This window comes from Mesorhizobium waitakense (assembly GCF_056431085.1).
In genome coordinates, this window is record NZ_JBWKME010000127.1 from 32,010 (window position 1) to 56,176 (window position 24,167).

At 61.3% G+C, this 24,167-nt stretch carries 22 protein-coding genes; 7 read left to right on the forward strand and 15 right to left on the reverse strand.

Going from position 1 to position 24,167, the window contains the following annotated elements; genetic code table 11:
- Nucleotides 1-825 precede the first annotated feature (825 nt).
- Both AC07FD_RS26115 and AC07FD_RS26120 read left to right on the forward strand, forming a co-directional pair.
- Complete coding sequence (locus tag AC07FD_RS26115) at nt 826-1,884, forward strand: alpha-hydroxy acid oxidase (RefSeq protein ID WP_478352177.1); 1,059 nt, start codon at nt 826-828, stop codon at nt 1,882-1,884.
- A 716-nt stretch (nt 1,885-2,600) separates the two neighbouring features.
- Complete coding sequence (locus AC07FD_RS26120) at nt 2,601-2,795, forward strand: hypothetical protein (RefSeq protein ID WP_478352178.1); 195 nt, start codon at nt 2,601-2,603, stop codon at nt 2,793-2,795.
- A gap of 90 nt (nt 2,796-2,885) precedes the next feature.
- On the opposite strand, the gene AC07FD_RS26125 is transcribed toward AC07FD_RS26120, so the two are convergent.
- Nucleotides 2,886-4,091 (reverse strand): M14 family metallopeptidase, encoded by a 1,206-nt coding sequence (locus tag AC07FD_RS26125; protein ID WP_478352179.1) that lies wholly within the window; start codon nt 4,089-4,091, stop codon nt 2,886-2,888.
- Nucleotides 4,092-4,304: 213 nt separating this feature from the next.
- Here AC07FD_RS26125 and AC07FD_RS26130 point away from each other — a divergent pair, with 213 nt between their 5' ends.
- Both AC07FD_RS26130 and AC07FD_RS26135 read left to right on the forward strand, forming a co-directional pair.
- Entirely contained in the window at nt 4,305-4,463 is a 159-nt protein-coding gene (locus AC07FD_RS26130; protein WP_478352180.1) for a hypothetical protein, read from the forward strand.
- 105 nt (nt 4,464-4,568) lie between these two features.
- A complete protein-coding gene (locus tag AC07FD_RS26135) occupies nt 4,569-4,874 on the forward strand; it encodes a hypothetical protein (protein ID WP_478352181.1) in 306 nt (101 codons plus the stop codon).
- A gap of 73 nt (nt 4,875-4,947) precedes the next feature.
- On the opposite strand, the gene AC07FD_RS26140 is transcribed toward AC07FD_RS26135, so the two are convergent.
- Together AC07FD_RS26140 and AC07FD_RS26145 are read right to left on the reverse strand one after the other, a co-directional pair.
- Nucleotides 4,948-6,600: an alpha/beta hydrolase gene (locus AC07FD_RS26140; protein ID WP_478352182.1), complete on the reverse strand. Its 1,653-nt coding sequence runs from the start codon at nt 6,598-6,600 to the stop codon at nt 4,948-4,950.
- A 306-nt stretch (nt 6,601-6,906) separates the two neighbouring features.
- Entirely contained in the window at nt 6,907-11,796 is a 4,890-nt protein-coding gene (locus tag AC07FD_RS26145; RefSeq protein ID WP_478352183.1) for an nSTAND1 domain-containing NTPase, read from the reverse strand.
- Between the two features lie 102 nt (nt 11,797-11,898).
- Here AC07FD_RS26145 and AC07FD_RS26150 point away from each other — a divergent pair, with 102 nt between their 5' ends.
- The gene (locus AC07FD_RS26150; RefSeq protein WP_478352184.1) at nt 11,899-12,759 is read left to right on the forward strand and encodes a DUF1194 domain-containing protein; all 861 of its coding nucleotides are present in this window, start codon (nt 11,899-11,901) and stop codon (nt 12,757-12,759) included.
- A 61-nt stretch (nt 12,760-12,820) separates the two neighbouring features.
- Here the strand turns inward: AC07FD_RS26150 and AC07FD_RS26155 are convergent, their stop codons facing one another.
- From AC07FD_RS26155 to nthA, 3 genes are read right to left on the reverse strand one after another with little or no spacing between them, the layout of a single operon-like run.
- On the reverse strand, nt 12,821-13,186 hold the full coding sequence (locus AC07FD_RS26155) for a hypothetical protein (RefSeq protein ID WP_478352185.1): 366 nt from the start codon (nt 13,184-13,186) through the stop codon (nt 12,821-12,823).
- Nucleotides 13,173-13,811, reverse strand: a complete 639-nt coding sequence (locus AC07FD_RS26160) for an SH3-like domain-containing protein (protein WP_478352186.1) — start codon at nt 13,809-13,811, stop codon at nt 13,173-13,175. Before AC07FD_RS26160 ends, AC07FD_RS26155 begins: the two co-directional genes overlap by 14 nt.
- Nucleotides 13,811-14,458: a nitrile hydratase subunit alpha gene (gene nthA, locus AC07FD_RS26165; RefSeq protein WP_478352187.1), complete on the reverse strand. Its 648-nt coding sequence runs from the start codon at nt 14,456-14,458 to the stop codon at nt 13,811-13,813. Before nthA ends, AC07FD_RS26160 begins: the two co-directional genes overlap by 1 nt.
- Before the next feature lie 409 nt (nt 14,459-14,867).
- Between nthA and AC07FD_RS26170 the strand changes: the two genes are divergently transcribed.
- Nucleotides 14,868-15,263, forward strand: a complete 396-nt coding sequence (locus AC07FD_RS26170; protein WP_477424134.1) for a hypothetical protein — start codon at nt 14,868-14,870, stop codon at nt 15,261-15,263.
- 190 nt (nt 15,264-15,453) lie between these two features.
- The gene (locus AC07FD_RS26175; RefSeq protein WP_478352188.1) at nt 15,454-15,990 is read left to right on the forward strand and encodes a hypothetical protein; all 537 of its coding nucleotides are present in this window, start codon (nt 15,454-15,456) and stop codon (nt 15,988-15,990) included.
- A 157-nt stretch (nt 15,991-16,147) separates the two neighbouring features.
- On the opposite strand, the gene AC07FD_RS26180 is transcribed toward AC07FD_RS26175, so the two are convergent.
- The 9 genes from AC07FD_RS26180 to cpaB all read right to left on the reverse strand — a co-directional run bounded on the left by AC07FD_RS26180 (nt 16,148) and on the right by cpaB (nt 24,080).
- Nucleotides 16,148-16,705 (reverse strand): hypothetical protein, encoded by a 558-nt coding sequence (locus AC07FD_RS26180; RefSeq protein WP_478352189.1) that lies wholly within the window; start codon nt 16,703-16,705, stop codon nt 16,148-16,150.
- Nucleotides 16,706-16,725: 20 nt separating this feature from the next.
- Nucleotides 16,726-17,316, reverse strand: a complete 591-nt coding sequence (locus AC07FD_RS26185) for a L,D-transpeptidase (protein WP_478352190.1) — start codon at nt 17,314-17,316, stop codon at nt 16,726-16,728.
- On the reverse strand, nt 17,300-18,463 hold the full coding sequence (locus AC07FD_RS26190) for a CpaE/TadZ family protein (protein ID WP_478352191.1): 1,164 nt from the start codon (nt 18,461-18,463) through the stop codon (nt 17,300-17,302). The genes AC07FD_RS26185 and AC07FD_RS26190 overlap by 17 nt, the downstream gene beginning before the upstream one ends.
- Nucleotides 18,460-19,107 carry a TadE/TadG family type IV pilus assembly protein gene (locus AC07FD_RS26195; protein WP_478352192.1) on the reverse strand — a complete coding sequence of 216 codons (648 nt, stop codon included), beginning with the start codon at nt 19,105-19,107 and terminating at the stop codon, nt 18,460-18,462. Before AC07FD_RS26195 ends, AC07FD_RS26190 begins: the two co-directional genes overlap by 4 nt.
- Nucleotides 19,108-19,109: 2 nt before the next feature.
- Complete coding sequence (locus AC07FD_RS26200) at nt 19,110-19,649, reverse strand: TadE/TadG family type IV pilus assembly protein (RefSeq protein WP_478352193.1); 540 nt, start codon at nt 19,647-19,649, stop codon at nt 19,110-19,112.
- A gap of 5 nt (nt 19,650-19,654) precedes the next feature.
- Nucleotides 19,655-21,181, reverse strand: a complete 1,527-nt coding sequence (locus tag AC07FD_RS26205) for a TadE/TadG family type IV pilus assembly protein (protein ID WP_478352194.1) — start codon at nt 21,179-21,181, stop codon at nt 19,655-19,657.
- Nucleotides 21,182-21,258: 77 nt separating this feature from the next.
- Entirely contained in the window at nt 21,259-21,537 is a 279-nt protein-coding gene (locus tag AC07FD_RS26210) for a hypothetical protein (RefSeq protein WP_478352195.1), read from the reverse strand.
- A 4-nt stretch (nt 21,538-21,541) separates the two neighbouring features.
- Nucleotides 21,542-22,987 (reverse strand): type II and III secretion system protein family protein, encoded by a 1,446-nt coding sequence (locus AC07FD_RS26215; protein WP_478352196.1) that lies wholly within the window; start codon nt 22,985-22,987, stop codon nt 21,542-21,544.
- Nucleotides 22,988-23,042: 55 nt separating this feature from the next.
- Nucleotides 23,043-24,080 carry a Flp pilus assembly protein CpaB gene (gene cpaB / locus AC07FD_RS26220; protein WP_478352197.1) on the reverse strand — a complete coding sequence of 346 codons (1,038 nt, stop codon included), beginning with the start codon at nt 24,078-24,080 and terminating at the stop codon, nt 23,043-23,045.
- Between the last annotated feature and the right edge of the window lie 87 nt (nt 24,081-24,167).

A 24,167-nucleotide genomic window follows, 5' to 3' on the forward strand; every position in this document is an offset into this window, starting at 1 on the left:
TGACCGGATGGTCGAAACAGGCGCCCTCGTACGAACCGAGTCAGTAACGAGCGCTGCCGACCTAATGATCAATCGTTCAACTAAGGACACTATGGAACTTTTGCAGAATGTGGTTCGCAGCCGGAGAGGTTGCAATTCGTAAGGACATGCGTTGACGCAGTCGACTGCTCGCCTCGACGTTTATCGCGAACCGTACTGTGCAAAAGGGTCGCCGACCTATTCCGTGAGAACGTTCGGTGACGAAGGTTTCGGTGCGTCAAGAAGCGAGAAGACGTTAATCGACTTTGTCCTAAGCCTCCGAAAAGATGTAATACCTATTGTGATACATATTGTGCTACAAATTCGCGTGCGGAGCAGAAAAAGACCAATAAAAACAACATTTTGTTTATGGGACCGATCCCAGCCAACGGTACCACTACTTTCCTCAATGAATTCAGTAGTTTGTCGCATGGGGTAGGGGCGTCCTTGCCCGCTTCATGTCACACCTATGTTGCAACTGGCTACCGTTGATTTCCAGGGGTTTCCTGCGACTATCGGCAAGTCCGTGCGACATGAAACGCGACATGGGAGGATTCAACATCAAGATCACAGACTTCGTGCCAGACGCTGCCGGCGTCGAATTCATCCCCAAAAACGGCGGCGGCGCCGGGGTGAGGTTGAGCAAGCCATGAGGCTGATCAGATCATTGGTGAGACGTGCGCCGGAATGGCTGCTGCTTCAGTGGGAAAAGGCGCGGCGACGCCAAATCCTCAAGCGCTACCCCCCTTTGGGGAGCCGGCTTGGGGTCAGCAGCCGACTTTTTTGAGATACTGATCGGATTGGTCCATGCCACTTGATATCGAAACTCGGTTTCTCTGCCTGGCGGATTTTGAACCGGCGGCGCGGGAGCTATTGCCGCACGCGGTTTACGAGTTCATTGCCGCCGGTGCTGGCGAAGAAATCACCAAGCGTGACAATGAAGCCGCATTCGGCCGCATCAGGTTAAGGCCGCGCGTGCTTCGCGATGTGACAAGACTTGATACCGGGATCACGCTCTTCGGGCAAAGTCTGCCGCATCCGATCATCCTAGCCCCAATAGCATATCAGCGGCTGGCGCATCCGGAAGGCGAGGTGGCCGCGGCGCGCGGCGCCGGAGTGGCGGAAGCGGTGTTCACTCTGGGCACGACGGCGACGGCGGCGATCGAGGATTGCATGGCGGTGACCCAGTCTCCAGTCTGGTTCCTTCTCTATTGGCAAAGCGATAGCAGTTTCAATGGCGAACTCGTATCGCGCATGGCCGCACTGGGCGCAAAGGCGATCAGTGTGACGGTCGACATGCCAACACCAGGCGATCGCCGCAGGCAGTTCCGGGCAGGATTCAAAATTCCCGACAGCCTCGCAACGCCATACTTCAAGGACCGGAACACCGGCGTCCTCAAAGTTGGCACTGCGCAGCGGCGCGCCATGCCGACCTGGGCGGATATTGCCTGGCTGCGTTCTCTGACAACCCTGCCGCTTATCCTGAAGGGCATCCTCGATCCTGACGATGCCGAGCAGGCGATCGGAACCGGTGCCGATGCCATCGTCGTCTCGAACCACGGTTCGCGTAACCTCGACACCCTGCCGGCGACCATCGACGCCCTACCCGCCATCGCGGATCGGGTGGCCGGGCGGATTCCCATCATCCTCGACGGCGGCGTGAGGCGTGGCACCGACGTTTTGAAGGCAATTGCCCTGGGGGCAAGCGCGGTCATGATTGGCCGCCCCTATGTCTACGCACTGGCAACGGATGGTGCCGAGGGCGTAGCCCATTGTGTCAACCTGCTTCGCCGGGACTTCGAGGTCGCAATGGCGCTTACCGGCCGGGCGCGGATCGGCGAGATCGACCGGTCGGTAATCTGGTGAAGCCGGACCTATTCCTTAGCGCTCTGATGGCGGCTGTGGTCCTGTCTCAAAGACGATTGACGAAGCACTCTGCCGGTTCCAGCAGCCCCGCCGAGCGCTCTGGAAACGGCCGGCGTCGAGTTCATCGCAGAGAGCGCCCTAGCATAGCGCCTCGTGCCCCTCAGATGTTCCTCTCGAAGGTATGAGCCACGATCGGATCTGGCGTCGATAGCTCAAATCCTCTAGCTGCCATAAAGGTCAGAACGATAGCCACAGCTATCGATGCAATCACGGTGGCGGTGCGAGCTATGATTCTCATGATCTCTACCCAAAGCTCCAGCAAATTCTCTCGGACGGGTAGGTCCGCCCTCTAAGGTCGGGATGCTCGCGGCGGATTGCAACTAACCCTTAGTCTAGGTCCAGCTTCGGCGCGCTTGGCAATGCGGGTCGGAAGCGGCCCCGCGTTTCCCTATCCCTTCGGCAGCAGCACCGGCATTTCAGAAAAGCACCAGCTAATTTGTGCGACGCTGGGCGGAGCCGCGCCGCTAGAGCTAGTGCTCCAAGAGAAAGGAGTGGACAACGCACCCAGGGCGGGTTGCGTTTGCGCTCGACTGGCGCAATCCTCACCTAGGGGAAGTGAGGAAGCATGAGCAGCTTGGGCTTGTGGGTCATACTCGCGACGGCGACCATGGCGATCCTTTACCTGTTGTCGTATGTCTCGATCACGATGTAGGGATATGGCCGAGGCGTGCGGCATTGTTGACGGTCAGCGCCCCTTCTTCACCTTCGGCGTGATCTCCTCGATTCGCACCTTGTTCTGGATAGCCAGCGTCGAGGCAGCCGGTCGGAAGCGCACCACGGTAGACAGCTATAGCTCGCACCTTGATCTGCACATCGTGCCGTTCATCGGGATCTCAAGCTTACAGCGCTGAACATCGCCGCTGCACGCTCGTTTGAGGATCAACTGCGCGCAGCGGTCGTTCTCAAGCGATGATCCGAAAGGTTCGCTCGCACGGGTGAACTCACTCGGGGTAGCCCCCAACGTCCTCCGGCCCCGGCTTGTTGAAAAGGATAAATACCAAGGGATTGCCGGGCTCGGACATTGCATCGCTGCGCAGGCCCGATATCTCTCCGGCCACGCCGCTTGCGTACTCCGCAACCACTTCGCCGAAGCTATCGCGCTGTATGGCCACCTTCTGTCCGGCTTCGACCTTGTCGTTGAGCTTCACCAGATGCTCGACGAGCCCGCCGGCGGTAGCCAGGATCGGGAACGCACTCTTGCCGACAAAGACGTGCACGTCCTTGCCCGTACGTCCCATCGGGCCGGCAACGATGCCGTGATGCTTGAGGACGTTCATCGTGCCTTCCACGAACAGGGAGATCATCTCGAGGTCCAGGACACGTGCAGCGCCGATCTCCGGACAAAAGGACGGAATGCCCGCGTTGACGAACGCGTTATGCAGGACGCTGGGATACACATGATTGTCGAAGATCTGGCCGACCGGGTAAAGCTCCAGCATTGCCTTGATCTCGGGCACATCCATGCCGCCAATGTTGAAGGCCGCGACATCGAATCCGGTTGTCCCGGTATGGAAATCGATCGCGAAGTCGGCGTTCGGCCGGAGCAGCCGGTTGAATAGGAGCCCTGCGTGCCGGCTGGCCGCGGTGACACCGTTCTCGTTCCCGGGCCATTCCCGATTCATATCGATCAAGTCAGTGCCCCTGCCGAAATTGGGCCATCTGCGCTGCATACCTTCCATGGCCGGGCGGGACACGTCCGTGACCGCCATCACGGTGCCCGACATCTGCGCCGGGTCGAGCTGGCTCATCACGGTCTGGATCGTATGCACGGAACTCATCTCGTCGCCATGCACGCCACTGACCAGCACGCCGCGCTTGCCCGGCTTTGCCCCCTTGGCGACGGTCACGGACACATACCAGTGCTGTCCGGTGGGCATCTCCACGCCCTGGAAATACAGAAGGTGCTTCTTGCCGGGTTCCAGGTCGTTGACGTCGAGCGTGCTGACGACTTTCTTCCCCTGGATCACATCGCCGACATAAATCGTCGCCGATGACGCACCCGCTGCCGGAGCGGACGAGGAAGTCGCCGAGTCCTCGGCGTTCGCGGCGCCGGCGTTGGCCGCCAAGGCGGCCGCGGCGCCGACCGTTGCAATGGATGCCATTATAAGGTCGCGGCGATCAATGCCCTTTACAGATTTGTCCGACATGATGGGGCCTTTTTGCAGAAAATCCCCCGCGACTTCAAAATACTGGTATGCCGCCCTACACGCAAGCTTGCATGATTTCTGTGCCGTAAGCACAGGAGTTGTCCGGGTTGGGTATCACACGATTTGTCCGGTTTGTCGGAACTACGCGGAACCCATGTCGGCAAAGGGAGGAGTTCTGCGCCTTTCCGGGCTTGATCCCGCGCTGTGCACCGCGTGGCGGTGACCAGCTCGGGCACGCTCGACAGCCTGCCGCACAATGGCGCCGTGGTGTCGTTGCTTGCCGTGTGCGGCACAACGCTCGACATCGTCATGGTCAGCAGCGTCGGTCCCCTGGTTGCGCTGGTGGCGGTGGTCGCGTTTGGCCCCTTTTGAGACGAAGACCATCCAGACCCGGGCCAGCTAGAAGTTAGTCTCTTGACAATACGCTTTTCGAGGAACTGATTCTACGGAAACCAAAGCAACGTCACGGAGAGTTCCATGCCTCGTCCCTTGTTTGCTTGCCTGGGTCTCGTTCTCAGTCTTGTCGTGCCCCTGGCTCTGCCGGCGCCCGCCCATGCCGTCACGATCAACATCAATATCGGCACCAGCCTCAACAATGGCCGGGCGATCACATGCCGAGAGGGCGAGAGACTGCTGCGCAGCCGTGGTTTTTGGGACGTCCGGCGAGTGGATTGCCGCGGGCGCCTTTTCGCCTATCGGGCCCGCCGCGCCACCGGACTGTTTGAAATCGGGTTGAACGCGCGCAATGGCCGTGTCGTAGATCTGCACCGCATCAGGCGGTGACCTCGTCGCGGGTCCGGCCGCCGCGGCCGGCCGTTCGAACCGGCGAAACAATCGCGCCCGTCGCAAGCAGCGATCACTTCCTGGCGCGCGCGGCAAGATGTTGCTTCAGTTGCGCTATCTGGTCGGCCGACCACCCCTGCGGGTCAGTCACGGCGAGCCACGCATTGACGTAGTGTTCGGGCGCAAAGACATGTCCGTAGCCCATCGGCGTGTTGGTCGATACGGCCATGTCGAGGGCGAGCTGCAGCATCGATACGACCGGGTACCACCGCAGCTCCGGCGAGACGTCCGGGCCGCGCGGCGCATTCATCCAGGCCGGACGGCGATAGAAATCGCTATAGGCGAAGAACGTCAGTGGATCGCTCGCATACTGGAGGTAGACGATGCGCAGCGGACCCCAGGGCGCGTCCCTCGGACCGGGGTCGCCATTCTGGTTCATGAAACGGACGAAGGACCCGTCCCGGAATTGCGGCAGCCAGGCCGGTGACCCTGGATTGCGATGCTCCGTCGCGCTGCGCCAGATTCTGCTCTTGAACGGCGGACCGCTCCACAGAGCCCCCTGGACAGGGTCACCAAGCATCTCGAAAAGCTCCATCGATCGTTCGGAATTCATCGCTCCCAAGCTCAGGCCATGCAGATAGAGTTTCGGCCGACTCTCGTGCGGGAGCGTCGTCCAGTATCCATAGACTGCGGCAAACAAAGCCTTTGCAGCCTCCGAGCCGTATTCCGGCTCGAGCAGCAGCGATAGCGGGCTCGACAGGTAGGAGTACTGCTGGGCCACGCTCGCCACGTCGCCGTGGTGGAGATACTCGACCGTATCCATCGCAGAGGGATCGATCCAGCCGGTGCCGGTGGGCGTGATGACGACGAGTACGGAGCGTTCGAAGGCGCCGACGCGTTTCAATTCATCGAGGGCGATTTGCGCCCTTTCCTCCGCCGTGTCGGCGGCACCGAGCCCGACATAGACCCGGATAGGTTCGAGCGCATCGGCGTGCGTGAACGCGCGTATCTCGGCGGCGGTGGGTCCTGTCGCGATGAATTCGCGTCCTGCCCTTCCAAGTTCCTCCCAGCGGACGAGGGAAGCCGAGCTGCCGGTCTTGAGCGGAGATTCAGGTTGCGGCCGGTCCGGCTCGATGAGGGCGTCAACTGCCGCGAAGGACGAATCGGCCAAGTGCAGCGCGTAGCGGAAGAGTACGCCGTTTGCCATCGTCCAGAACAACAGTATTGCGACTGCGAAACCGATCACCTTCGAAACCCTGCGTGGGACGAAGCGGCCCGACCTTTCTGAAAACCAACGGGAGATGCCTTTGAAGAGCCTGGCAAGCGCGATGACCACGAGGAACGTAGCGATCGCGATGAAACAGACCTCAACCGGATGCGCGCTCGTCACGGGTTCGAGCTGCATCAGTCGACGGATCGAGTTCTGCCATTCCGCCGCCCACCACAGAAACAGTATGGCGTTGACGGCGCAAGCGGCCGCGACAGCAATCTTGAGAGAGAGCAGAAGCCGCTCACGCGGTTCCGGCAGTTCCATATAGGTCCATAGCCAGCGCCAGGCGACTCCGATGCCGTATCCGACGGCGAAACATGCCCCGGACAGCACGCCTTGGGTCAGGTAGGTGCGGGGGATGAGCGTCGGAGTAAGTGAGGCGACGAAGAACAGCGTGCCCAAAACGAGGCCGCCGGCGGAAAGCGAGCGCCAGAACCTTGTCACCCAGCTGCGCATACGCCCGTTTCGCTTCCCTTTGGGATGAATTGTCTCGGGATGAATACGAGAGGCATCATGGCTCGCTCTCGCGTTTAATAGAAGGACGCAGGTGCTGAAAGTTCCGGTTGCCTCGTCCGGCAAGTCGCAACATGTACTCGGTTGAGCGTCGGCCTTTCGTGCCGACGCCACCACGATCTCCAGCGTAGTCGCCTGCGACGTAAGCTTTCAGGAAACGGCAAAGCTGGCCTCTACAGTCGAGATGCGGCGCTAAGTTGCCCGTTCCAGCAGCCGGCTCAGGCGGTAAAATCTGACCCGTTGCCGACATCAGTCCGGACAAGTACCAGTTGCAGGGTCTTCAGGAAGGAAGAAGCTTCGGCGCTCGCAAGGGGAGAGTTCGCGAGGCACGATGCGCCGGGCGAAGTCAATGAGGTCCTTGGGTGTCTGGAAGACGCGAACGATGCGGACCCTTTCCTCGCCGGAAACAATTGCGACCTGGGTGCCGTCGGAACTGAAAGCTGCGCGTGTAAGGCCCGGTCGAACGGTCGCTTCGTCCTGGCCGGCAAGGACGGCAATCTGGCGCCCCGATTGTGTCGCCCATAGCCGGACCGTGCGATCTTCGGACGACGCGGTCACGACGTACAAACCACTGGGACTGAACTGGGCGCTGTCCACCCCGCCGCTGTGGCCCCTAAGAACGGCCCTTTCCAGTCCGCCAGCGACGCTCCAGATCCGGATGGTTCCATCGCGTGAGGCCGTCAGCAGCGACTGACCGTCGGGGCTGAAGGACACCACCGTCACCTCGCCGGTATGTCCCTCTAGCGTTACAATGTTTGCTCCGTCCGTGGTCGACCAAATTCGGGCAGTGTGGTCGAGTGAGCCCGTGGCGACCAGTTGACCGTCCGGGTTGAAGGCCGCTGCCGTTATGCGATCATGATGCCCCACAAGAGCCTTAAGCTCAGCCCCGCCCGCCTTCAGGAGGTGGCCCGCATTGTCTTCCCTGGCCGCGAGGATCAGACGTCCGTCGGGGCTGAGAACGGCCTGCGGCAGATTGCTGCTTGTGTCGACGACGGCCAGCTCGGTGCCGGTCGCCGCGTCCCATAGCTGCGCAGTACCGTTGATCGATGCGGAAACAAGCGATTTGCCATCGCGACCAAACTGGATCTGGATCAGTCCGCCATGTGATAGGAACTGGGCGGTCTCGTTTCCCCCTGCCACATCCCAAATTCGGACCTGGCCCTCAAGAGATGCCGTCGCGACGCGCCTTCCATCGGGACTGAACGTCGCGTGTTGAACGATCTCATGTGTATCGAGCCGGATGATCTCGCGCCCGCTCACAATATCCCACAGATGCGCGGCGCTGTCGCCCCCACCGGTCAGCAGGTGGGCATTGTCGGGACTGAAGACCGCGAAAGTCGGCCGATATTCATGAGAGAGCGTGGTCGTCAGGGCGCCGTTGACATCCCACAGCCGAGCGGTGCCATCGTGTGAAGCGGTGAGAAGAATGTTGCTGTCGACCGGGCTGAATTCCAGATGCTCGACCAACGATTCATGACCGGCAATCGTCGTGACCAACGAGGCGCGTTCGACGTCCCAGATGCGGATCGGCCCATTGACCGAAGCGGTCGCCAGGAAGCGGTCGTCCGGGGTGAAAGCACCGTTCATCTCCTTATCGCGTTCATCCGTACCGATATCCGCCAGCTTCAAACCCGAAACCTCCTGGCCGAGCAGGTCATGCAGCGTTCCTGACGCTCCATCCCAAATCCGGGCAGCGCCTTCGAGTGATACCGTGGCGATTCGCTGACCCCCGTGACTGAAAATCACCCCGTCCAATTGCGTGTCGCTCTTGTTGCCGGCCAACTTTGCGATCTCTGTTCCTTTCGACAAATCGAAAAGGCGGGAAAAGCCGCCGTGTGAAAGCGGGCCCCACGCGCCGACCAGCATCCGGCTTCCGTCCGGGCTGAACGCCAGGCAGCAGGGCCAGGAGTTCACTTGGATTGACCACGTCAGTGCGCCATTTGCGGTATTCCAGATCGAAACAAGGTGCTTGCGTGCCGTCACGAAGCTGCGGCCGTCCGGACTGAACTCAGCCCGAGCATATCCGTCGCTGCTTACACTCAGGACTTTCTTTCCGGTCCGAGCGTCCCAGAGCGTTGCATCGCTGTTCTCCCCCGCCGTCAGGACCTGGTTGCCATTCGGGCTGAAGATTGCCGTTGGATAATTACCTACCGGCTGCAGGATGAACAGCTGTTCTCCCGAAGTGGCGTTCCAGAGGCGTGCAGTGCCGTCCCTCGCGGCCGTCAGGATATGGCGCCCGTCCGGGCTGAATTCGGCCCTCTCCACGGCCCCTTCATGACCTTTTAGAACTGCAGTTTCGGCACCGCTGGAGATGTCCCAGACGCCTGCAGTATTGTCGTAGGATGCGGTGACGATGTGATCGCCGGTCGGATTGAATGCCGCATCCGCAACGCCGGCGGCATGCCGGAAGATTTTGATCTGGTGGTGCGCCAGCAGAGCCTTGTAGAGAGCTGCCTCCGCTTCAAAGAGATATGGCCGCTCGGACTGGTCTTTCGAGGACAGTGCTTCGAGCGCCAACAGGATCGCAGCCTCGGTGTTGCCTGTCGCCGTGGACTGCTCCGAAAGAAACGAGAGCGAAAGAGACTGGTTGCGCAGCGCCAGGTCGCGTTGGGACCTTGCTTCCTCCCGCGCCCTGAAGGCGACCAGTGCGCCTGCGCCCGCCACGAGAGCGAGCATTATCGCCACAATCGCGGCATTGCGCGTACGGCGGGCAAGCCGGTTTGCTGCGGCAGCCGCGAGGCTCCGGCGCTCGGCCTCGCGCTCCAGGCGCTCGCGTTTTGCCTCTTCGGCGGCCTCGATCAGCGCTAGCTCTGCCTGGCGGTCCTTCTCCTCTTTCTGCTGATGGGCACGCAAGGACGCCTCGATGTATTCAAGTACGTCATCGTCGACCTCCTCCCGTCTTGACAGCAACAGCTCTTCGCCCTCCGCGAGACGTTTGCCGGACGGAAGGAGAAGCTCTCTATTCCTGCTCTCCTGGTGCCATCGATGGGCGTCGGCCCTGAGGCGTTCGCGCGTCTCGAGGAAGTTCCGGTTTGCATTCACAATGTCACCGGCGCGCGGCCAACGGCTCAACAGTGCTTCATGTGCAACGCGGACGAAGACATGTCCTCCGGCGTCCTCATCGCTGACGAGGAGCCGTGCGTCGATCAAGGCCCTGACGAGGGCCGATCGCGCCGGAGTTCCTGCAACTTCTGTGAACAGGGCCGGACGTGCCGTGACCGTTTCATCGCCCGGACTTGCCGTGGTGAGCGCGCGCAGCACCGCGGGTAAGGCCTCCTGGATCTCGGGCGCCAGCAAGTCTACGACTTCATCGGCGCGGCGCGCGATTGCGCCTTCGAGCCCGCCGAGCGCGCGATAATGCGCAAAGGTGAGAACTCGGCGCTCGCGGCCGGCTTCGTACAACGCGTCGAGCACAAACTCGAGAAGCGGCAATGATCCGGGATCGGCAGCTGCTGCCTCCTGCAGCACATCATCCAGCCGCCCCAACTCGGCACTCTCCTCGAAGCGGAGCCCGGCAACGCCCGCCGGTTCGCGGATGATCTGCGCGATTTCTGCGCCAGTCGGCGGCAGGAGTTCGTAGCTGGCGAGGCCATCCTTGAGGGCCGAGAAACCTTGGACCTCACCACAGCGGTGAAAGAAGTCGGAACGGATCGCCGCTATCACCCAGACCAGTCCGCTCGCGGCCAGCACCGCCATGAACCGCACAAGGGCCTCGCGCGTCGCCGGCTGCCTCTCCGTCGTGAACAACTCCTCCAGCTGATCGATGGCGACAAGCAATCTGATCTGCGAGCGGGCCGGCCCGGCGGCCTTGCGAAGTGCCTGTCGGACCATCGCCAGTGCCCGATCCGGCGTGCTCCTGCAGAGACGAGCAAACTCCGCGGCTGTTACTTCGCAGGCCAGCTCCGGCACAGCAGCTTCGCCAAGCAGTGCCGCAGCCAGCCCAGCGAATGCATCCGGTCCTTCGGAGAGGCGGATCAGGCAGCGGCGCCACAAGGTTATGCCTGCCACGGCTCCAGGCCTGGTCAATGACGGCAGCAGGCCAGCGCGGAGGAGGGAAGACTTGCCGCAACCACTCATTCCGTAGATGAGCAGGAATGCCGTGCCGCTTGCTGCCTGGTGCTCCAGTCTTGCAGTGCAGGCAGCAATCGCCCGCGCTCGGCCGAAGAAGAGATCGGCATCTTCGAATTCGAAGGCATCGAGACCGCGAAATGGCGACCTGGCCGGTTCCTCAGAAGCAAGGGGGACGCGATAGATGCGCAAGGCGCGTGCGACGTTCTTCAGCTTGTGCTCGCCGAGATCGACGAACTCCAGCGAGAGCCGGTCTTGAGCCTGGGCGTGGACCGCTTCCGTGACGCAAATCCCGCCCGGTCGTGACAATGTTTGCAGATGAGCGGCGACATCGACGGCCTCGCCCGCGAGGTGGTCACCCTCCGCGACGACGTAACCCAGGTGAACGCCGATGCGGAAACGCAGGCGCTTTGCCTCGGGAACTTCGCAGTTCCGCTTATCGACGTCGTGCTGGATCTCGCCCGCACACCGCATCGCCTCGACAGGGCCGGCAAACTCGGCGACCACGCTCTCTTCGGCGCTCCAGAACACACCATCCGCATGTTCAACCAGCAGCCGATCGATGATCTGGCTGTATGCCCGGAAAGTTGCAGCAGAGATCGGCTTATCCTTGCCTGTCGAGCGGCGCCCAGCGGCCACTTCGGCAGCCAGGATGGTGGCCATTCTAGGTCCGGCATTTGAGGGAAGGACCAGCCTGTATCCACGCCTCGGCACCGTCTGCACGACGGCCTGCCGATTATCGTTGAGCGCCGCACGGATCTCGTGAATGCATTGCACCAGGCTGTCGTCGGTCACGGCTATGCCGTTCCAGACTGCCTTCATCAGGTCGTCCTTGGTGATGACCCGATCAGCGTTCTCCAGAAGGTGACGAAGCACCGCGAAGGTCTGGTGGCGAAGTGCGATTGTCCTGTTGGACTTGTCGCGCAAGGTCTCGCTGCTCAGATCGGCGGTAATGCCGTTGAGTACGAACGTCGTGGGCGGCGAGCTATTCAAGCCGGTTCCCTCACGCACGAAGCCGCAGTCCAATTCTTCGATCTTAGCACGGTTCGCGCTGCGAAGAGTCATCGCCATCCAGACCGGCGGGGAGCGCAGATTTCGGCGAATGATCGGAAGCCGTTCGTGACCAAAGAGACGCCTCGGAGCGACAATTGCATTGTCAGCGGGAGGCTCGCCATGGACTGCTTGGTGCGGATTGCTCGATCTGCCGGAGCAAGACCGGTGCCACGGCTCACGGGCCTCTGCCTGCTCAGTCTGTTCTTCGCCATGGCGTCACAGGCTTACTCGACCGACCGTCGCGCAGACGACCTGACTGAAGTCGATCTGCAATTGATCCTTGCCGTGGACGTCTCGCCATCGATGAGCAAGGTTGAGCAAAGAGTGCAACGCGACGGCTACGTCGATGCCTTCCGCCACGCGGACATCGCGAGGGCAATCAAGTCGGGAGAGCGGGGCAGGATCGCAGTGCTTTATCTGGAGTGGGCCGGCCCACGTCAGCAAACAGTCATTGTGCCGTGGACAATTGTCGAAAGCCTCGACGATGTTCTGACTTTGGCAGACAGGCTGGCGGCGCTGCCGTTGACTGAAGGCCGGGGAACGTCGATTTCCGGCGCACTGTCGGCCGCGATTGATCAGTTCGCGAAGAGTGAATTGCGCAGCCCGCGCAGGGTTGTTGACGTATCCGGCGACGGACCCAACAATGCCGGAGCACTCCTTGATCCCATCCGGCAGGTTCTTCTCGCGGAAGGCGTGACGATCAACGGGCTGCCTATCGCAATGCCCCGCATTGGCGGGGCCGACGGGTTTGCGATGTACGACCGCTCCAACCTCGAATCCTATTTCGAGCGTTGCGTCATTGGCGGGCCAGACGCATTTACAATCGGCGTCACCGAGACCGCTATGTTCGCCACCGCAGTGCGTCGAAAGCTGGTGCGTGAAATCTCCATGAACATGGGTCAGGTGATCCACGCCAGCTACACCGCGCGTTCAGACCGCACGGTCGATTGCAACGGGATCGCTCAAGTGCCGGGCCGGTAACGATGGCGACGGGGTGACCGAGTTGTAGAGGGTGGGCAGCAACGCGCACCGCTGCCTACAGTCAAATTGAATCTGCTTGCGGACCCAGGGCCACTGGCTTGCCATGCGGTGTATTCAGGTAGGCGTTTCGCCAATCCTGTTGGCGTCTGTCCACCTCGGCCCGTAGGGCGAACTGGCTCCTGTCCAGTATCTGCTCCAGAGCGCTGAGAAAGGCCCCGTAATAGATCGCGTCGGGGTCCATGGCTGTATCGGTCGCCCGTCGATCAAGCTCGGCGCCCAAGGTCTGAGACCAATCCGCGGCTTCGATCTTTCCGTCGGCGATGAGCAGTTCGACCAACGCAATGACCTGAGCGTGCCATTGCTCGAAGAAGACAGGTTCGCCATCGGGATGGCGCCGCGCGCGACGGGCGATCTCAGGCCGGCTCAAGATAGCTGTCCCACATGTCGATCAGCAGGCTGTCTGCGCTGTCGCCGGCTTCAGGCCAAAGATCCGACATGCGAAACCGCACGACGTATGTCTGCTCGCGCCGTATCGTGCCGACAGCTTTCTCGTCGGGCAAAGGCTGTGGTCCGTTCACGCTGTCGACAACCCCGGGCCGGCCGCGGACATACCCCGTCAGCCGCGTGTGCATTGTGGCGATGTCGCGCCGTGCCACAACCTTGTCGCCAGCTTTGAACCTTGCCCCTGTGGGCGGGACCTCGACCGCAGGCCTGGGCGACTCGTATTCGAAGGTTCGACTTGAGGCCCTGCCATCGAAGAACTCCTGAACGCCCGCGACGCCTTCATCCACAGACGTGACCATCATGGCCAGAATCCACTTCTCGAAATAGTCGAGGCCGAGGTAGGCGTCTGGGGGAAGCCTTTCCAAGACGTGGCGATACCAATCGAGCGTCCAGCCCGTGCGATCCGTCGTCAGCTTTTTCATCGACATCATGGCGATCGCCCATGTGCGCGCCTTCCATTCATCGGAAAACAGAGGCGAGTCATCTTCTGCGACGTTCGGGATCGGCCTGAACCCTTGCCTGCCGCCGAGGTCGTGTACCGTATCCATCACCCCACCTCCTGCTTTGGCGACAGATCCCTCATCGTCCCGATCATGGCATTGCGCGTCACGAGGCCGGCGAGGTCCTCTTCGGTCCAGCCGTCTGTCCCTTCTGGACGCTCCGGGACCACCATATACCGCCGGTCTGAAGTCGAGTCCCACACCGTGACCTCAACCTTGTCCGGCAGGTCGGTTCCGAATTCGGCGAGAACGCCACGCGGATCGCGGACCACTCGCGCCCGGTACTCGGTCGACTTGTACCAAGATGGAGACATTCCCAAGATTCCAACTGGATAGCAGGAACACAAGGTGCAGACGACAACGTTGTGAACCTCAGGCGTGTTGAACACTGCGACAAGGGGGTAATCCTTCCTGACGCTTGGGACGATTTCCGAAAACGCCTCGGCCGCATGTTTCGCCAGGCGTTCGGCGAACTTGGGATCAGTCCACGCCCGCGCGATGACCTTTGCTCCATTCATCGGACCTACGTTTTCCGAGTAGTCGTCGAGCCACATGTCCACGGCGTCGGCCGCCAAAAAGCCTTTCTCGACCAGAACCGTCTCCAGTGCTCTCAGGCGAAGCGCCGGTTCAGGCGGAAGATGGCTGTGCAATTCCCGATGAAGTTTGGCAACCTTGTCGGAATCGTATGAACTCACAGCTGATCTCCCTGAGTATCATCCTTGCTTCGACCGCGCCCGGGGGCCCTTAAGGGTGCGTGGCTAACTCCCTGCCGACCATCAAGGACCAGTTTATTGGAGCGGTGCACTCGAGTCATTGACTTTCTGACCTTACGTCAGCTTAGAGGTCGAAGCCGATGTCTTGCAGCTTTGGGGCTTCTGCATGCGGCGACCGGACCGGGCGCCCACTAGGCACGCGCCAGGCGCGACACCATTGCAGTTCGACACTCCGATATGATCGGCCCTTGATATCGTGTAAAACGATCGAGGTCCTCAGTGCTTCCGGAATGAGACGATGCGCCCGGCCAGATCGCATCTTCTATGGCGAGCGATACCTCGAAAATCGTCACCATTTGACGATGCCGACGCCGGCGATATTGTGAACCGCATGACCGACCAGCCCAACCGCCCGGACGACTATCCCGATCGCCAGATCGATCGCCAGCAGGAAACAGGTTTTGAGCGCAGAGTTCCCTTGCCCGCTGGCTACCGACAAGGTGTCATCTCCGCGATCACCGTGCTGCTCGGATTTTCGCTTCTTTTCCTGCGGTACTGGAATTTCGAAGTCGAGGGCGGATGGACGTTTGCCTCGATCCTGGCGACGCTGCTACTGGCACTGGCCATCGTCCTTCAGTTCGTTGCGCTGTGGCGGTCGTTGCTCCCACGAGACGATGACGAGCCGGTTTATCAGGTCACACTGCGCTGGTTCCTCGCCTCGATCATCGCTCTCCTTGCGGGTGTGCTCCTCGCCGGGCTGACGGCTTCGCACGTCTTCAATCTTTGATCGATTCCCAGGCCCGCGACTGCCGCCGTCTAACCCTGGCGCCTGTTTCGCCTCGGCGGCTCCGCCCGAGCCTGAACGTCCCGTAGAGCGGGCGGCCCCTCGCTGCGGGCCGGCGCTTCGTGGCGGCGAAAGGCGTTAAGGCTTGCGCAATCTTCGCGGTCTATCGTCACGGGCAGATTGGCGAGGGAACATGAAACGCAAACCGCTTCTGCTTTTTGCCTTCCCGTTTCTCATTCTTGCGATCCTGGCTGGGGAACGCATGGCAGCCTTCCTGCTGGGAGCCTATCCAGCCAGCCCCACCGCGTGGTGGATATGGCTTGAACTGCGCCCTTTGTCGACGATGCTTTGGCAGCAGGTCGATGTCTATCTGGGTGGCTCGATGGCTGTCGACGCCGCCATCCTCGCCGCCGCATCGATCGTCTGCTGGATGGCGTGCCAGACCCGAAGGTCGGCTTTCTTCTTTCTCACCAACCACGTCGCCCTGCTCTTCGCCGGGCTAATGATCGCGGTCGGCAGCCACTCGGAAACGGCGAGCACGATCGCTGCGTTCACCTCGCCCGGCGGTCTTCCATTCTCGCTGGCGATGGATTTCACCTTGAAGAACAGCCTTGTGCTGCTTCTGGGCACCGCGGCCTGTGCGTACTGCCACATCGTCTTCCTCGCCGAAGCGCGGGCGCGGTCCGAAGCCCGGACCGTCCGCATCCTGGCCTTGCGGCGCGATCTCTAACCAATTCCGCGATCTCTACGACAATTCCAGGAAAAGTGTGAAACGGTTTCCCGGGAAAAGCGCGTAGCGCTTTCCCTTGGGGAGTCGCGTCAGACAAAGAGTTGGACCGGGCGGCATTCGCCACCTGTGCCATGCCAAAATCCATGCCCTAAGAGGTCTAATTGATCCTCTTGTAATAGACCTTGCCATCAGGCTGCTGGATGCGCTGGTAGTTGGAGCTTGGGGGAGGGGGCGACGCCGGCGCGGCCCTCTTCCTGGGCGTGATACTGGGTTCGCTCGCGCTTTCGCCTTGGAGAGCTTCGGGCGCTTCCGCCAGCGTGCTGGTGGTCATCTCCGGCGGCTCCACCGCACCCGGCGTGGCCTCGTCGCCGGCGATCGGCCTAGTCAGTGCCAGCTGGGCAACGTTGCTATTGATCTCGTTGAAGCTGCCTTGCAGTTGGCTGTCCAGTTTCTCGAACCGGCTCTGGAAGCCGTTGTTGACCGTATCGAGCCGTGCCGCGATCCGCTGCTCGAACGCCCCGAGCTGCTCCAGCCGCGCTTCGACAAAACGCAAGTCGCTCATGCCGCGATAGAGATAAATCGCAGCCGCCATGTTGACCACGGTGAGCAGCAAGCCGCCGCTGGCGATGAGAATGCCGATCGTCTTTATCTTGCTCGGTTTCTCGATAGCGACCTGTTCGCGCTGCTCCTGTTGTCCGATATCGATCGCCGGCATGTCCGGTTCGCTGAGCATCGTCATTGGACCACCACCTTCGCGCCAACCGCGACGCGCTTGAAAAGATCGATCACATCGGTGTTTGTAAGCCGAAAACATCCCGATGTCCCGTCGAACCCGACACCGGACGGATCATTGGTGCCGTGTATACGGTAGAGTGTGTCGCGACCGTCACGAAGCAGGTAGAGCGCCCTTGCGCCAAGAGGATTGTAGGGCCCGGCGGGCACCATTTTTGGCAGCTCCGGCTGGCGGGCCCGCATTTCCTGCGGCGGGCGCCACTCCGGCCATTCGGTCTTGGCCCCTACCTGGACGACGCCCGTCCAGCCAAACCCGTCGCGTCCGACGCTGATCTGGTAGCGAAGCGCCTGGCCCTGGCGGGTCACCAGGTAAAGCGCCTTCTCGTTCTTGCGGATGATGATCGTTCCTGGCTGCTCGGTGGTTGCGAAAGCAACCGTCTTGCGCAGGCTGGGGCCCATTGCCGGCAGCGGCGGCCGATCCGAAAGGCTCGATCTCGCCTGGGCGAGGTCCTGGACTGGCAGCGCCAACACCACGCCCAGCAGGCTGGCGCAGGCCAACCTCTGGGCGATCCGGTAGCTAGCGTGCAGCGTCATCGAGCCGCTCTTTGAACATCCGCTTCAGGTCCTTGTTGAAGCGCGCCCGCCCATCGACTTCGGAAGGCAGGATCGCACGATTCAATGCGTCGGTCAGCAGCGCATTGTCGAGCGGGACCGACTTGATATGCGGCGCCTTGAAGATCTTCTCGAGCTCGCTGCGCGAGAAGTGGTTGCCGAACCATTTGCGCTTGTGCTTGTTGGCGACCAGCGTGATGTTGACCGCATTGCCGCGCAGCTCGCGGATTTTCTTGTAGAGCCGCTTGCCTTGCCGCAGCGAGGCGACATTGAGTTCGAAGACGATGAAGATCTCATCGCTCGTCGACAGCACGGAGTTGTGCCAGGGCGTCTCGATGTTCGGCAGGTCGATGACGATGTCGTCGAAACGGTAGGCGACGAGGTCCAGCAGCCGGAACACGAAATCGCTGCCGTGCGGCTCGAAAGGCAGTTGCGGCCTTTCGAAGGCATACATGGTGAGGCCGGACGGGCGCGACAGCTTGATGACGTCCATCAGTTCGACATCGAGCCGTTCCGGCTGGCCGATGATGCCGGCAAGATCGAACTGGTTGAACAGGTTGAGATAGGCGCCGCAATTGGCGCTCTGGAAATCGAGATCGACCAGGCAGGTGGACGCCGCGCGTTCGGCCGATTTCGAGGCCAGGAATTCGGCCGCCGACAAAGCGAGTGTCGTCCCACCGGCACCGCCGCTGGCACTGACGAAGGTGATGATCCGGCTTTTCGTTCCCTGGTTGCCGGTGTCATGGAAGGTCACCGCGTTGAGCAGTTCTTTCGCATCGAGCGGCTTGTGCAGCCAGTCGGACGCGTTCATGCGCACCAGCACCCGCGTCTGCTCCGACGTCAATTCGCCGGAAACTGCGATCAGCGGCACGGTTGCCCATTTGGACCGCGCCTCGACGATGCCCGCCTGGCTGAGCACCTCGCCATTGGCAAGGTCGAGGATGACGATGCCGGGTCGCGTGTCGGCGGGCGGCCCCTTGAGGAACTCGGCCGTCTCGGAAACCCTGACATCGTAGATTGCCAGCGCCTCGAGCCGCGTCGCCACCTCGCGCTTGAAGTTCGGATCCGACGAGAACAGGGCCACCTGCTTTCGCTTGGTCGGTGTAACCTTGGTGTTGATGGCATTCATGGGAAAGCGGCCCTCAAATCTTCGCCCGTGACCGTGCTAAGCATGGAGGGCATTGTCATGGTTCCGAATCCGTACAGTCCGCCCAGGAAGAAGAACTGGTAGGTCATGTTCTGCAGGTTGACGGTGATTGTCGGCACCGGGCCGCCGAGCCGGGTCTGGTAGCCGAGGCCTGTGGCAGCATAGGTGATGACAACATTGGTGCGTCGCAGGCCGGGGAAGTAGTGGCACATGCCGGGCCGCATGGTGGGCGCCTGGGCTGCGGTGATTGTCGGACAGACGTCGTTGTTGGTGACAGCCGTGTCTCCCCGGAATATGCGGCTGAAATTGGTGGCGTTGAAGGTGCCGCCATTGCTGCAAGCGCCTGTGGTTCCGGTGTAAGTGCAGACGAAAGGTCCATACGCGCCGGCGGCAACCGGCGCGCCCGGCGATGCGATCGGCGCGGCAGCCGTCAGATTGGATGCAATCGGGTCGGAGATGGATGCCAGCCGCGCACCGACCTGGACGGCCTTGGTCGCGGCGTTCCATTGGTAGAGTGCGTAGCCGAAATCGACGAAGCCAAGCGTCAGCGCAAACAGCAGCGTCGAAACGATGGCCATTTCCACCATCGCCGTGCCGTCCTCCGATTTTGCGAAGCGCCTGATCATCTTCAGAACCGGATCAACCGCTCCTCATGAAAACCGTTCAAAGTGATCGGACCGATGCGGAGCAGCGACAACATGCCGATGCCGGCATAGGGATAGGTTCCCGCTACCCTGACGATGCAGACCTGCGCGGTGGCGGAGTGGTATTGCGTAACGCCCGCACCATTGACAGCGTCATGGCAGCTAGCTGGGGCGGCAATCGTCACCGTCACATTCGCTTTCAGCCAGCCTTTGACGCGCGGAATGTCCGTTGCTGGATTCGCGTTCCATTTGCCGAACACCGCTATGTTGGTGGCGATGTCGGCGCAGTTGATCGCCGCCAGCCCGGCATCGGTATACATCTGGCTGTTGCAGCGCGCTGCAAAACGGGCGCCGTCCGTAAGCCCGGCCTCCATCAGCAGCTTGTCGTGGATCAGATTGCCGAATTCGAACACGCCCGCCGACAGGGGCACCATCAACGGCAATATCAGCGCCGTCTCGACAAGCGTGGTGCCACGATGGTCGCGTCGAAATCTGTCGAGGTAGCGGAGCAGGGTGCTGATCATCGCCATCACCGGTAAAGCTGGGCTTCGTCACGCAGGTAGTTGTCGAGCGTACCGTTGCCGCCCTTGCCGGTGATGTCGACCAGTTCCACGAAGATGTTCTTCCCGTCCTTGATCGGCTCTGTAATGAAAAAACTGGCAAATCTCCTGACCGGAATGCCCGTCAAGCGGCCGGTAAATTTCATGCCAGAAGCTTGGAGCGCATTGCAGTCCAGGATCGCGCCGTAAAGCAACCGGCGGTCAGGAATTGAGATCGGGGTGCCGGCCCCAGCAGGCGGGTTGCCTTGTTCGCCACCGACAGAGGCATCGCCGACGATGCTGTCATTGGTGGCGGGGTTCCCGTCGGGGTCAAGTTCGTAGCGATAGACCTCATACCGCGTCGGGAGATTGGCGCCAGTGCCGGATAGAGCCGCAGGCACGGGCCGCAAGGGGTGATTGGCAGCCCAGTAGCGCGCGAAGTTCCAGTCGCCGGCGCCCATGCGGCCGCCCATCATCGTGCAGTTGCCGGCGATCTGGCATGAGTCGCGCTCAAGCCCGATACCTTTGGTCGGGTCTGTTTGGTAGTCGACCTTGTTGTTGTTGACAAATACATTCCAGTTTATGGCACCCTTGCGCACATTGGCCGCAGGTCCGTCCGAGTAGTTGGACGAGTCGATACCGAAACGCGAGTTGATGCCATTTAGCACCGGACCGGAATTCTGTCCCGGCTCCGTGTCGACGCCGTCGCGCGAATAGCAATTCTGCGGCTTGGAATCGGCGAGCATCTTTTCGAGCTCGTTGGCGCCGTTGCCAAACGGCGAAGCCAGGAAGGCGAAGTTGCCGGGGAAGTAAGACCCGTCTCCGCGCAACATGATTTGGCGGCGACGGTATTGCCTGGTTTGCGCTGCCTGTTCCAGCGTGACGCCACCGGTTTGGGCTGTATCCTCATAGGGGTTGCACATGAAAACGGGGGTGTAGTCGCAGACGCCCGATGTAAACCCGGAGGTGGACACCGCCCCCATGGTCATCGAATTGTTGGTGCCGCCGGGCAGGAACGACACCGGGAATAGTGTGCCGAAGCCCAAGGGCGTGACCTTGACCTGTATGAATCGGGTCTCATCTTCGCCAACGACAGGGTCGGAATTTGCAAGATAAGTGCCCTGGTTCGCCGTCGTTATTCGGGTGCCGTCCGCAGGGGGGATTGCCTTGAGGAAGCACCAGGAAATATTTCCAAAGCTGTTGCATCGCGTCGTGCCGCCCGGTTGCCCTGAGGTCAGGGGGAACCGGCCGGAAGTCGAGAAATTGCTCTCATTGCTGACCAGCGTCGCCATGGCGCGCTCGGCCCGCGCCCATGAACCGGGAAAGCCGTCAAGTTCCGCAGCCCCAGCCAACGAAAAGGCATCGGCCGCCTTCTGCAGGTCGTTTTGCAGATTGTTGGCTCGACTCATGTCGATCACCAACACCGAAAAGCCGACGATCGCCGGCAACATGACGGCCACTAGAACGAGGGCTATACCCCTTTGATCCCGCCAGAACGCGCGAATGACTCGCAACATGGCTTTACTCTTCGCTCCCCTGACGCCAGGTTTCCTCGCATTACCTGGCGCACTCAAACCGCATCCTTCTGTTCAATTCACTGCGTCGTGCTCACACCCGAGTTGCCGATATTGACCGTGATGGGCGGCGGCGCCGGCGGCGCCGGCGGATGTCTGTAGTTCTCGCCAACAATAGCAGCGCGCGCGCCGTCACCTTCGATCTTCGTGTTCTTTGAAGCCGGGTTGAGCGTGTCGACCGTCTGCAGCAGCGAATTGAACTTCTGCGTGTCGCCGGCGGCCAAGGTCACCGAATCGTAGTTGTTCAGATAGTCCGCTGCGCAGCCTGACAGCGCGCTGGCGCACAGGGTGAGGATCAAGAGGCTATTTCTTGACATAGATCATCTTGTCCTTCGATTTGAAGTCGAGCATGTGGCCATAGGGGCCGGTGACGCCGTCGCCTGTTTCATATTTTCGGATCATGTCCTTGTTCACCTCGAGCTGGCCCAGCACGAAGAATTCCGGGTCGTTGGCAGGCCGCGTCTTGTCGAACGGCGTCGCCAGTTGCTCGCCGGGCTTCACCGGCCGCACGAGATGCGGCGTGACGATGACCACGAGTTCGGTTTCTTCCTTCTGGTTGCTCGAATTGCGAAACAGCGTCCCGATAACCGGCACCTGGCCGAGCCACGGCACCTGGTCCTGGAGCTTGGTCGTCTTGCTGGACAGAAGTCCGCCGACGGCGAAGCTCTGGCCGTCGCGCAACTCAACGACGGTCGACAGTTTGCGGTTGGTGAAGATCGGGTCGCCGGCGGTTGTGAAGCCGGTCAGGTCGCTGACCTCCGGCGCCAGCTTCATATGGATCTTACCGTCGTCGAGCACGATCGGCGTGAACGTAAGGTTGACGCCGAATTGCTTGAAATCGATCTGGACTAGGCCATCCGTGCCGATGCTGCGGATTGGGACTTCGCCGCCGGCGTTGAAGCTGGCCGGCTCGCCTGAAAGCGTGGTGAGGTTGGGATTCGCGAGCGTGCGCACCACGCCCTTGGACTCCAGCGCCTCGATGATCAGATCGATCTTGAGGTTGTTGTCGATGACGCGCGTGATCAGGGCTCCGAACGGATTGGAGTTCGATAGGAGGCCGCTGAGCATATCGCCTGGCCCGAGCACGATATTGTCCTTGTCGACGGCGGCAACACCGGTACCGGTACGGGTCGTGCCTCTGCTGTTGGTGCTCTTGATCGACACGCCGAGATCGCGGCCGGCGTTGCGCTTGGCTTCCAGCACGCGCACTTCCAGATTGACCTGTTGGCTGTCGTCTACGATGACGGAGTTGATGATGGCATCGGGGCCATATTGCTGGGCAACTTCCATGATTGCCGCCAGCGTGGCGCCGTCCTTGACATGGCCGGCGAGCCTGACCCTGCCGTTGACCGAGCCGACTTCGATGCGCGACTTTGGCGCCACCTGACGGATGGCCTGCGCCATGTCGCTGACGTCGACGCCGACCTCGATCTGGATGACGCCGAGCGAGTGCTTGTCCGTGGAGAAGAGATTGACCGTGGTGGTGCCGGCGCCCTTGCCGATGACATAGAGCGTGCGGTCGGTCATCGGCTGGGCATCGGCGATCTTCTCGTCGCCGACGACGATGTCGCCCAGATTGGCATTCACCTGGATCGTTACCGATTGCGACATCGGCAGGAAGATCTTGTGGACGCTGGGGTTCGACACATCGATGAAGCGGTCTGCAGCGTGAGCCGCGAGGCTCAACGACAGCAACGAACAGACACAGGCTAGAACGAAGGCCGCCAGTGGTCCCCAGAACACGCGCATCTACGCTACCCCCTCGCCGGCTGATTCGGACTCCAGATATCCTAGTATGCCGGTGTTACTGTTGTCGTGGCACATCATATGTTTCGAGCTTTATACCTCGAAACACACCGACTGTCGCGCGCGCCGGTGGTTCCGGCTGCACATATTTGACCACTTCCTTCACAACTTCTTTCACCTGCGGCGCAGATGCCACAGCCGGAGCCGGCTTGAGCTTGCTCAGATCGTCCAGCTTGTTGCCCACTCGGTCGACTGCCTTGGCCAACCCTGCGAGCTTGTCGTCCGCGCGCTGACGGTCGGCCGCGGCAGCAGCGTCGGCTGCAGCCTGCTTGTCCAGGTCGGCTTGCCTTTTGGCGACGTCTGACGGCATTTCCCCGGTCAGGTCGGAAAGAGTAACGCGCTCGGTCGTCTCGCCGTTGCTGGCCGCGGCCTGGCGAAGTGCCAGCGACAGCTGCCCCGCACCCGCCGCGAGCGTGAGCTTCTGCGCATCCTTGGTGCTGACTTCGACCGTCACCGCCTTGACCACGGTCGGGCTGTCCTTGCTTTCGTCGGCGACCTGGTCGACGGCGAGCACCTTCACGCTCTGCAAAAGCACATCGACAAAACTCTGGTCCGCGCCGTCGGGATTGCGCAGGGTGCGCGTCAACAGCACGTCGACCCGGTCGCCTGGGAACACAAATCCGGCAACGCCGAGCACGTCGTTGACCCTGATGGAAACGGCCTTCAAACCTTCGCCGAGCACCGCCGATAGCGTGGCGCGCTGGCCGGGGCCGGTAATTTTGGTGGCGAGGACAGGTTCATTGGCGCCGATCGACTGGAGCGCCTGCTTGGGGTCGCCGGTCATGAGCTCCTTGGTCGTCTTGAAGGCGCCTGCCGGGACCGCGCCCGCCGGCCATGCGATTTCACGCAATTTGTCGGCGGTTAGCGTATCGCCGAATTTCAGAGCCACTGCGGCGACGACGACCGTATCGGCCTGGACACCGTTCGCTTCGGCCATGGCGCTGCGCTGGCTGGCCAGCCAGATGTTGATGAGAACCACCGCAAGCACGCCGAACACGCCGGCGAGTACGATCATGATGATTGTGTTGCCACGCATAGCCCAAGCCCCAAACCCCAAGGGCGGGAATTCGCCCGCCGCGATTTGAATCAGGCCCGGATCGAATGGATCCGGGCCTGAAGCATT

What these genes read in the sequence shown, in the direction of transcription:
- AC07FD_RS26115 (WP_478352177.1), top strand. Translation starts at nt 826, where the DNA reads ATGCCACTTGATATCGAAACTCGGTTTCTCTGCCTGGCGGATTTTGAA.
- AC07FD_RS26120 (WP_478352178.1), top strand. Translation starts at nt 2,601, where the DNA reads ATGGCCGAGGCGTGCGGCATTGTTGACGGTCAGCGCCCCTTCTTCACC.
- AC07FD_RS26125 (WP_478352179.1), bottom strand. Translation starts at nt 4,091, where the DNA reads ATGTCGGACAAATCTGTAAAGGGCATTGATCGCCGCGACCTTATAATG.
- AC07FD_RS26135 (WP_478352181.1), top strand. Translation starts at nt 4,569, where the DNA reads ATGCCTCGTCCCTTGTTTGCTTGCCTGGGTCTCGTTCTCAGTCTTGTC.
- AC07FD_RS26140 (WP_478352182.1), bottom strand. Translation starts at nt 6,600, where the DNA reads ATGCGCAGCTGGGTGACAAGGTTCTGGCGCTCGCTTTCCGCCGGCGGC.
- AC07FD_RS26145 (WP_478352183.1), bottom strand. Translation starts at nt 11,796, where the DNA reads ATGGCGATGACTCTTCGCAGCGCGAACCGTGCTAAGATCGAAGAATTG.
- AC07FD_RS26150 (WP_478352184.1), top strand. Translation starts at nt 11,899, where the DNA reads ATGGACTGCTTGGTGCGGATTGCTCGATCTGCCGGAGCAAGACCGGTG.
- AC07FD_RS26160 (WP_478352186.1), bottom strand. Translation starts at nt 13,811, where the DNA reads ATGGATACGGTACACGACCTCGGCGGCAGGCAAGGGTTCAGGCCGATC.
- AC07FD_RS26170 (WP_477424134.1), top strand. Translation starts at nt 14,868, where the DNA reads ATGACCGACCAGCCCAACCGCCCGGACGACTATCCCGATCGCCAGATC.
- AC07FD_RS26175 (WP_478352188.1), top strand. Translation starts at nt 15,454, where the DNA reads ATGAAACGCAAACCGCTTCTGCTTTTTGCCTTCCCGTTTCTCATTCTT.
- AC07FD_RS26180 (WP_478352189.1), bottom strand. Translation starts at nt 16,705, where the DNA reads ATGCCGGCGATCGATATCGGACAACAGGAGCAGCGCGAACAGGTCGCT.
- AC07FD_RS26185 (WP_478352190.1), bottom strand. Translation starts at nt 17,316, where the DNA reads ATGACGCTGCACGCTAGCTACCGGATCGCCCAGAGGTTGGCCTGCGCC.
- AC07FD_RS26190 (WP_478352191.1), bottom strand. Translation starts at nt 18,463, where the DNA reads ATGAATGCCATCAACACCAAGGTTACACCGACCAAGCGAAAGCAGGTG.
- AC07FD_RS26195 (WP_478352192.1), bottom strand. Translation starts at nt 19,107, where the DNA reads ATGATCAGGCGCTTCGCAAAATCGGAGGACGGCACGGCGATGGTGGAA.
- AC07FD_RS26200 (WP_478352193.1), bottom strand. Translation starts at nt 19,649, where the DNA reads ATGATCAGCACCCTGCTCCGCTACCTCGACAGATTTCGACGCGACCAT.
- AC07FD_RS26205 (WP_478352194.1), bottom strand. Translation starts at nt 21,181, where the DNA reads ATGTTGCGAGTCATTCGCGCGTTCTGGCGGGATCAAAGGGGTATAGCC.
- AC07FD_RS26215 (WP_478352196.1), bottom strand. Translation starts at nt 22,987, where the DNA reads ATGCGCGTGTTCTGGGGACCACTGGCGGCCTTCGTTCTAGCCTGTGTC.
- cpaB (WP_478352197.1), bottom strand. Translation starts at nt 24,080, where the DNA reads ATGCGTGGCAACACAATCATCATGATCGTACTCGCCGGCGTGTTCGGC.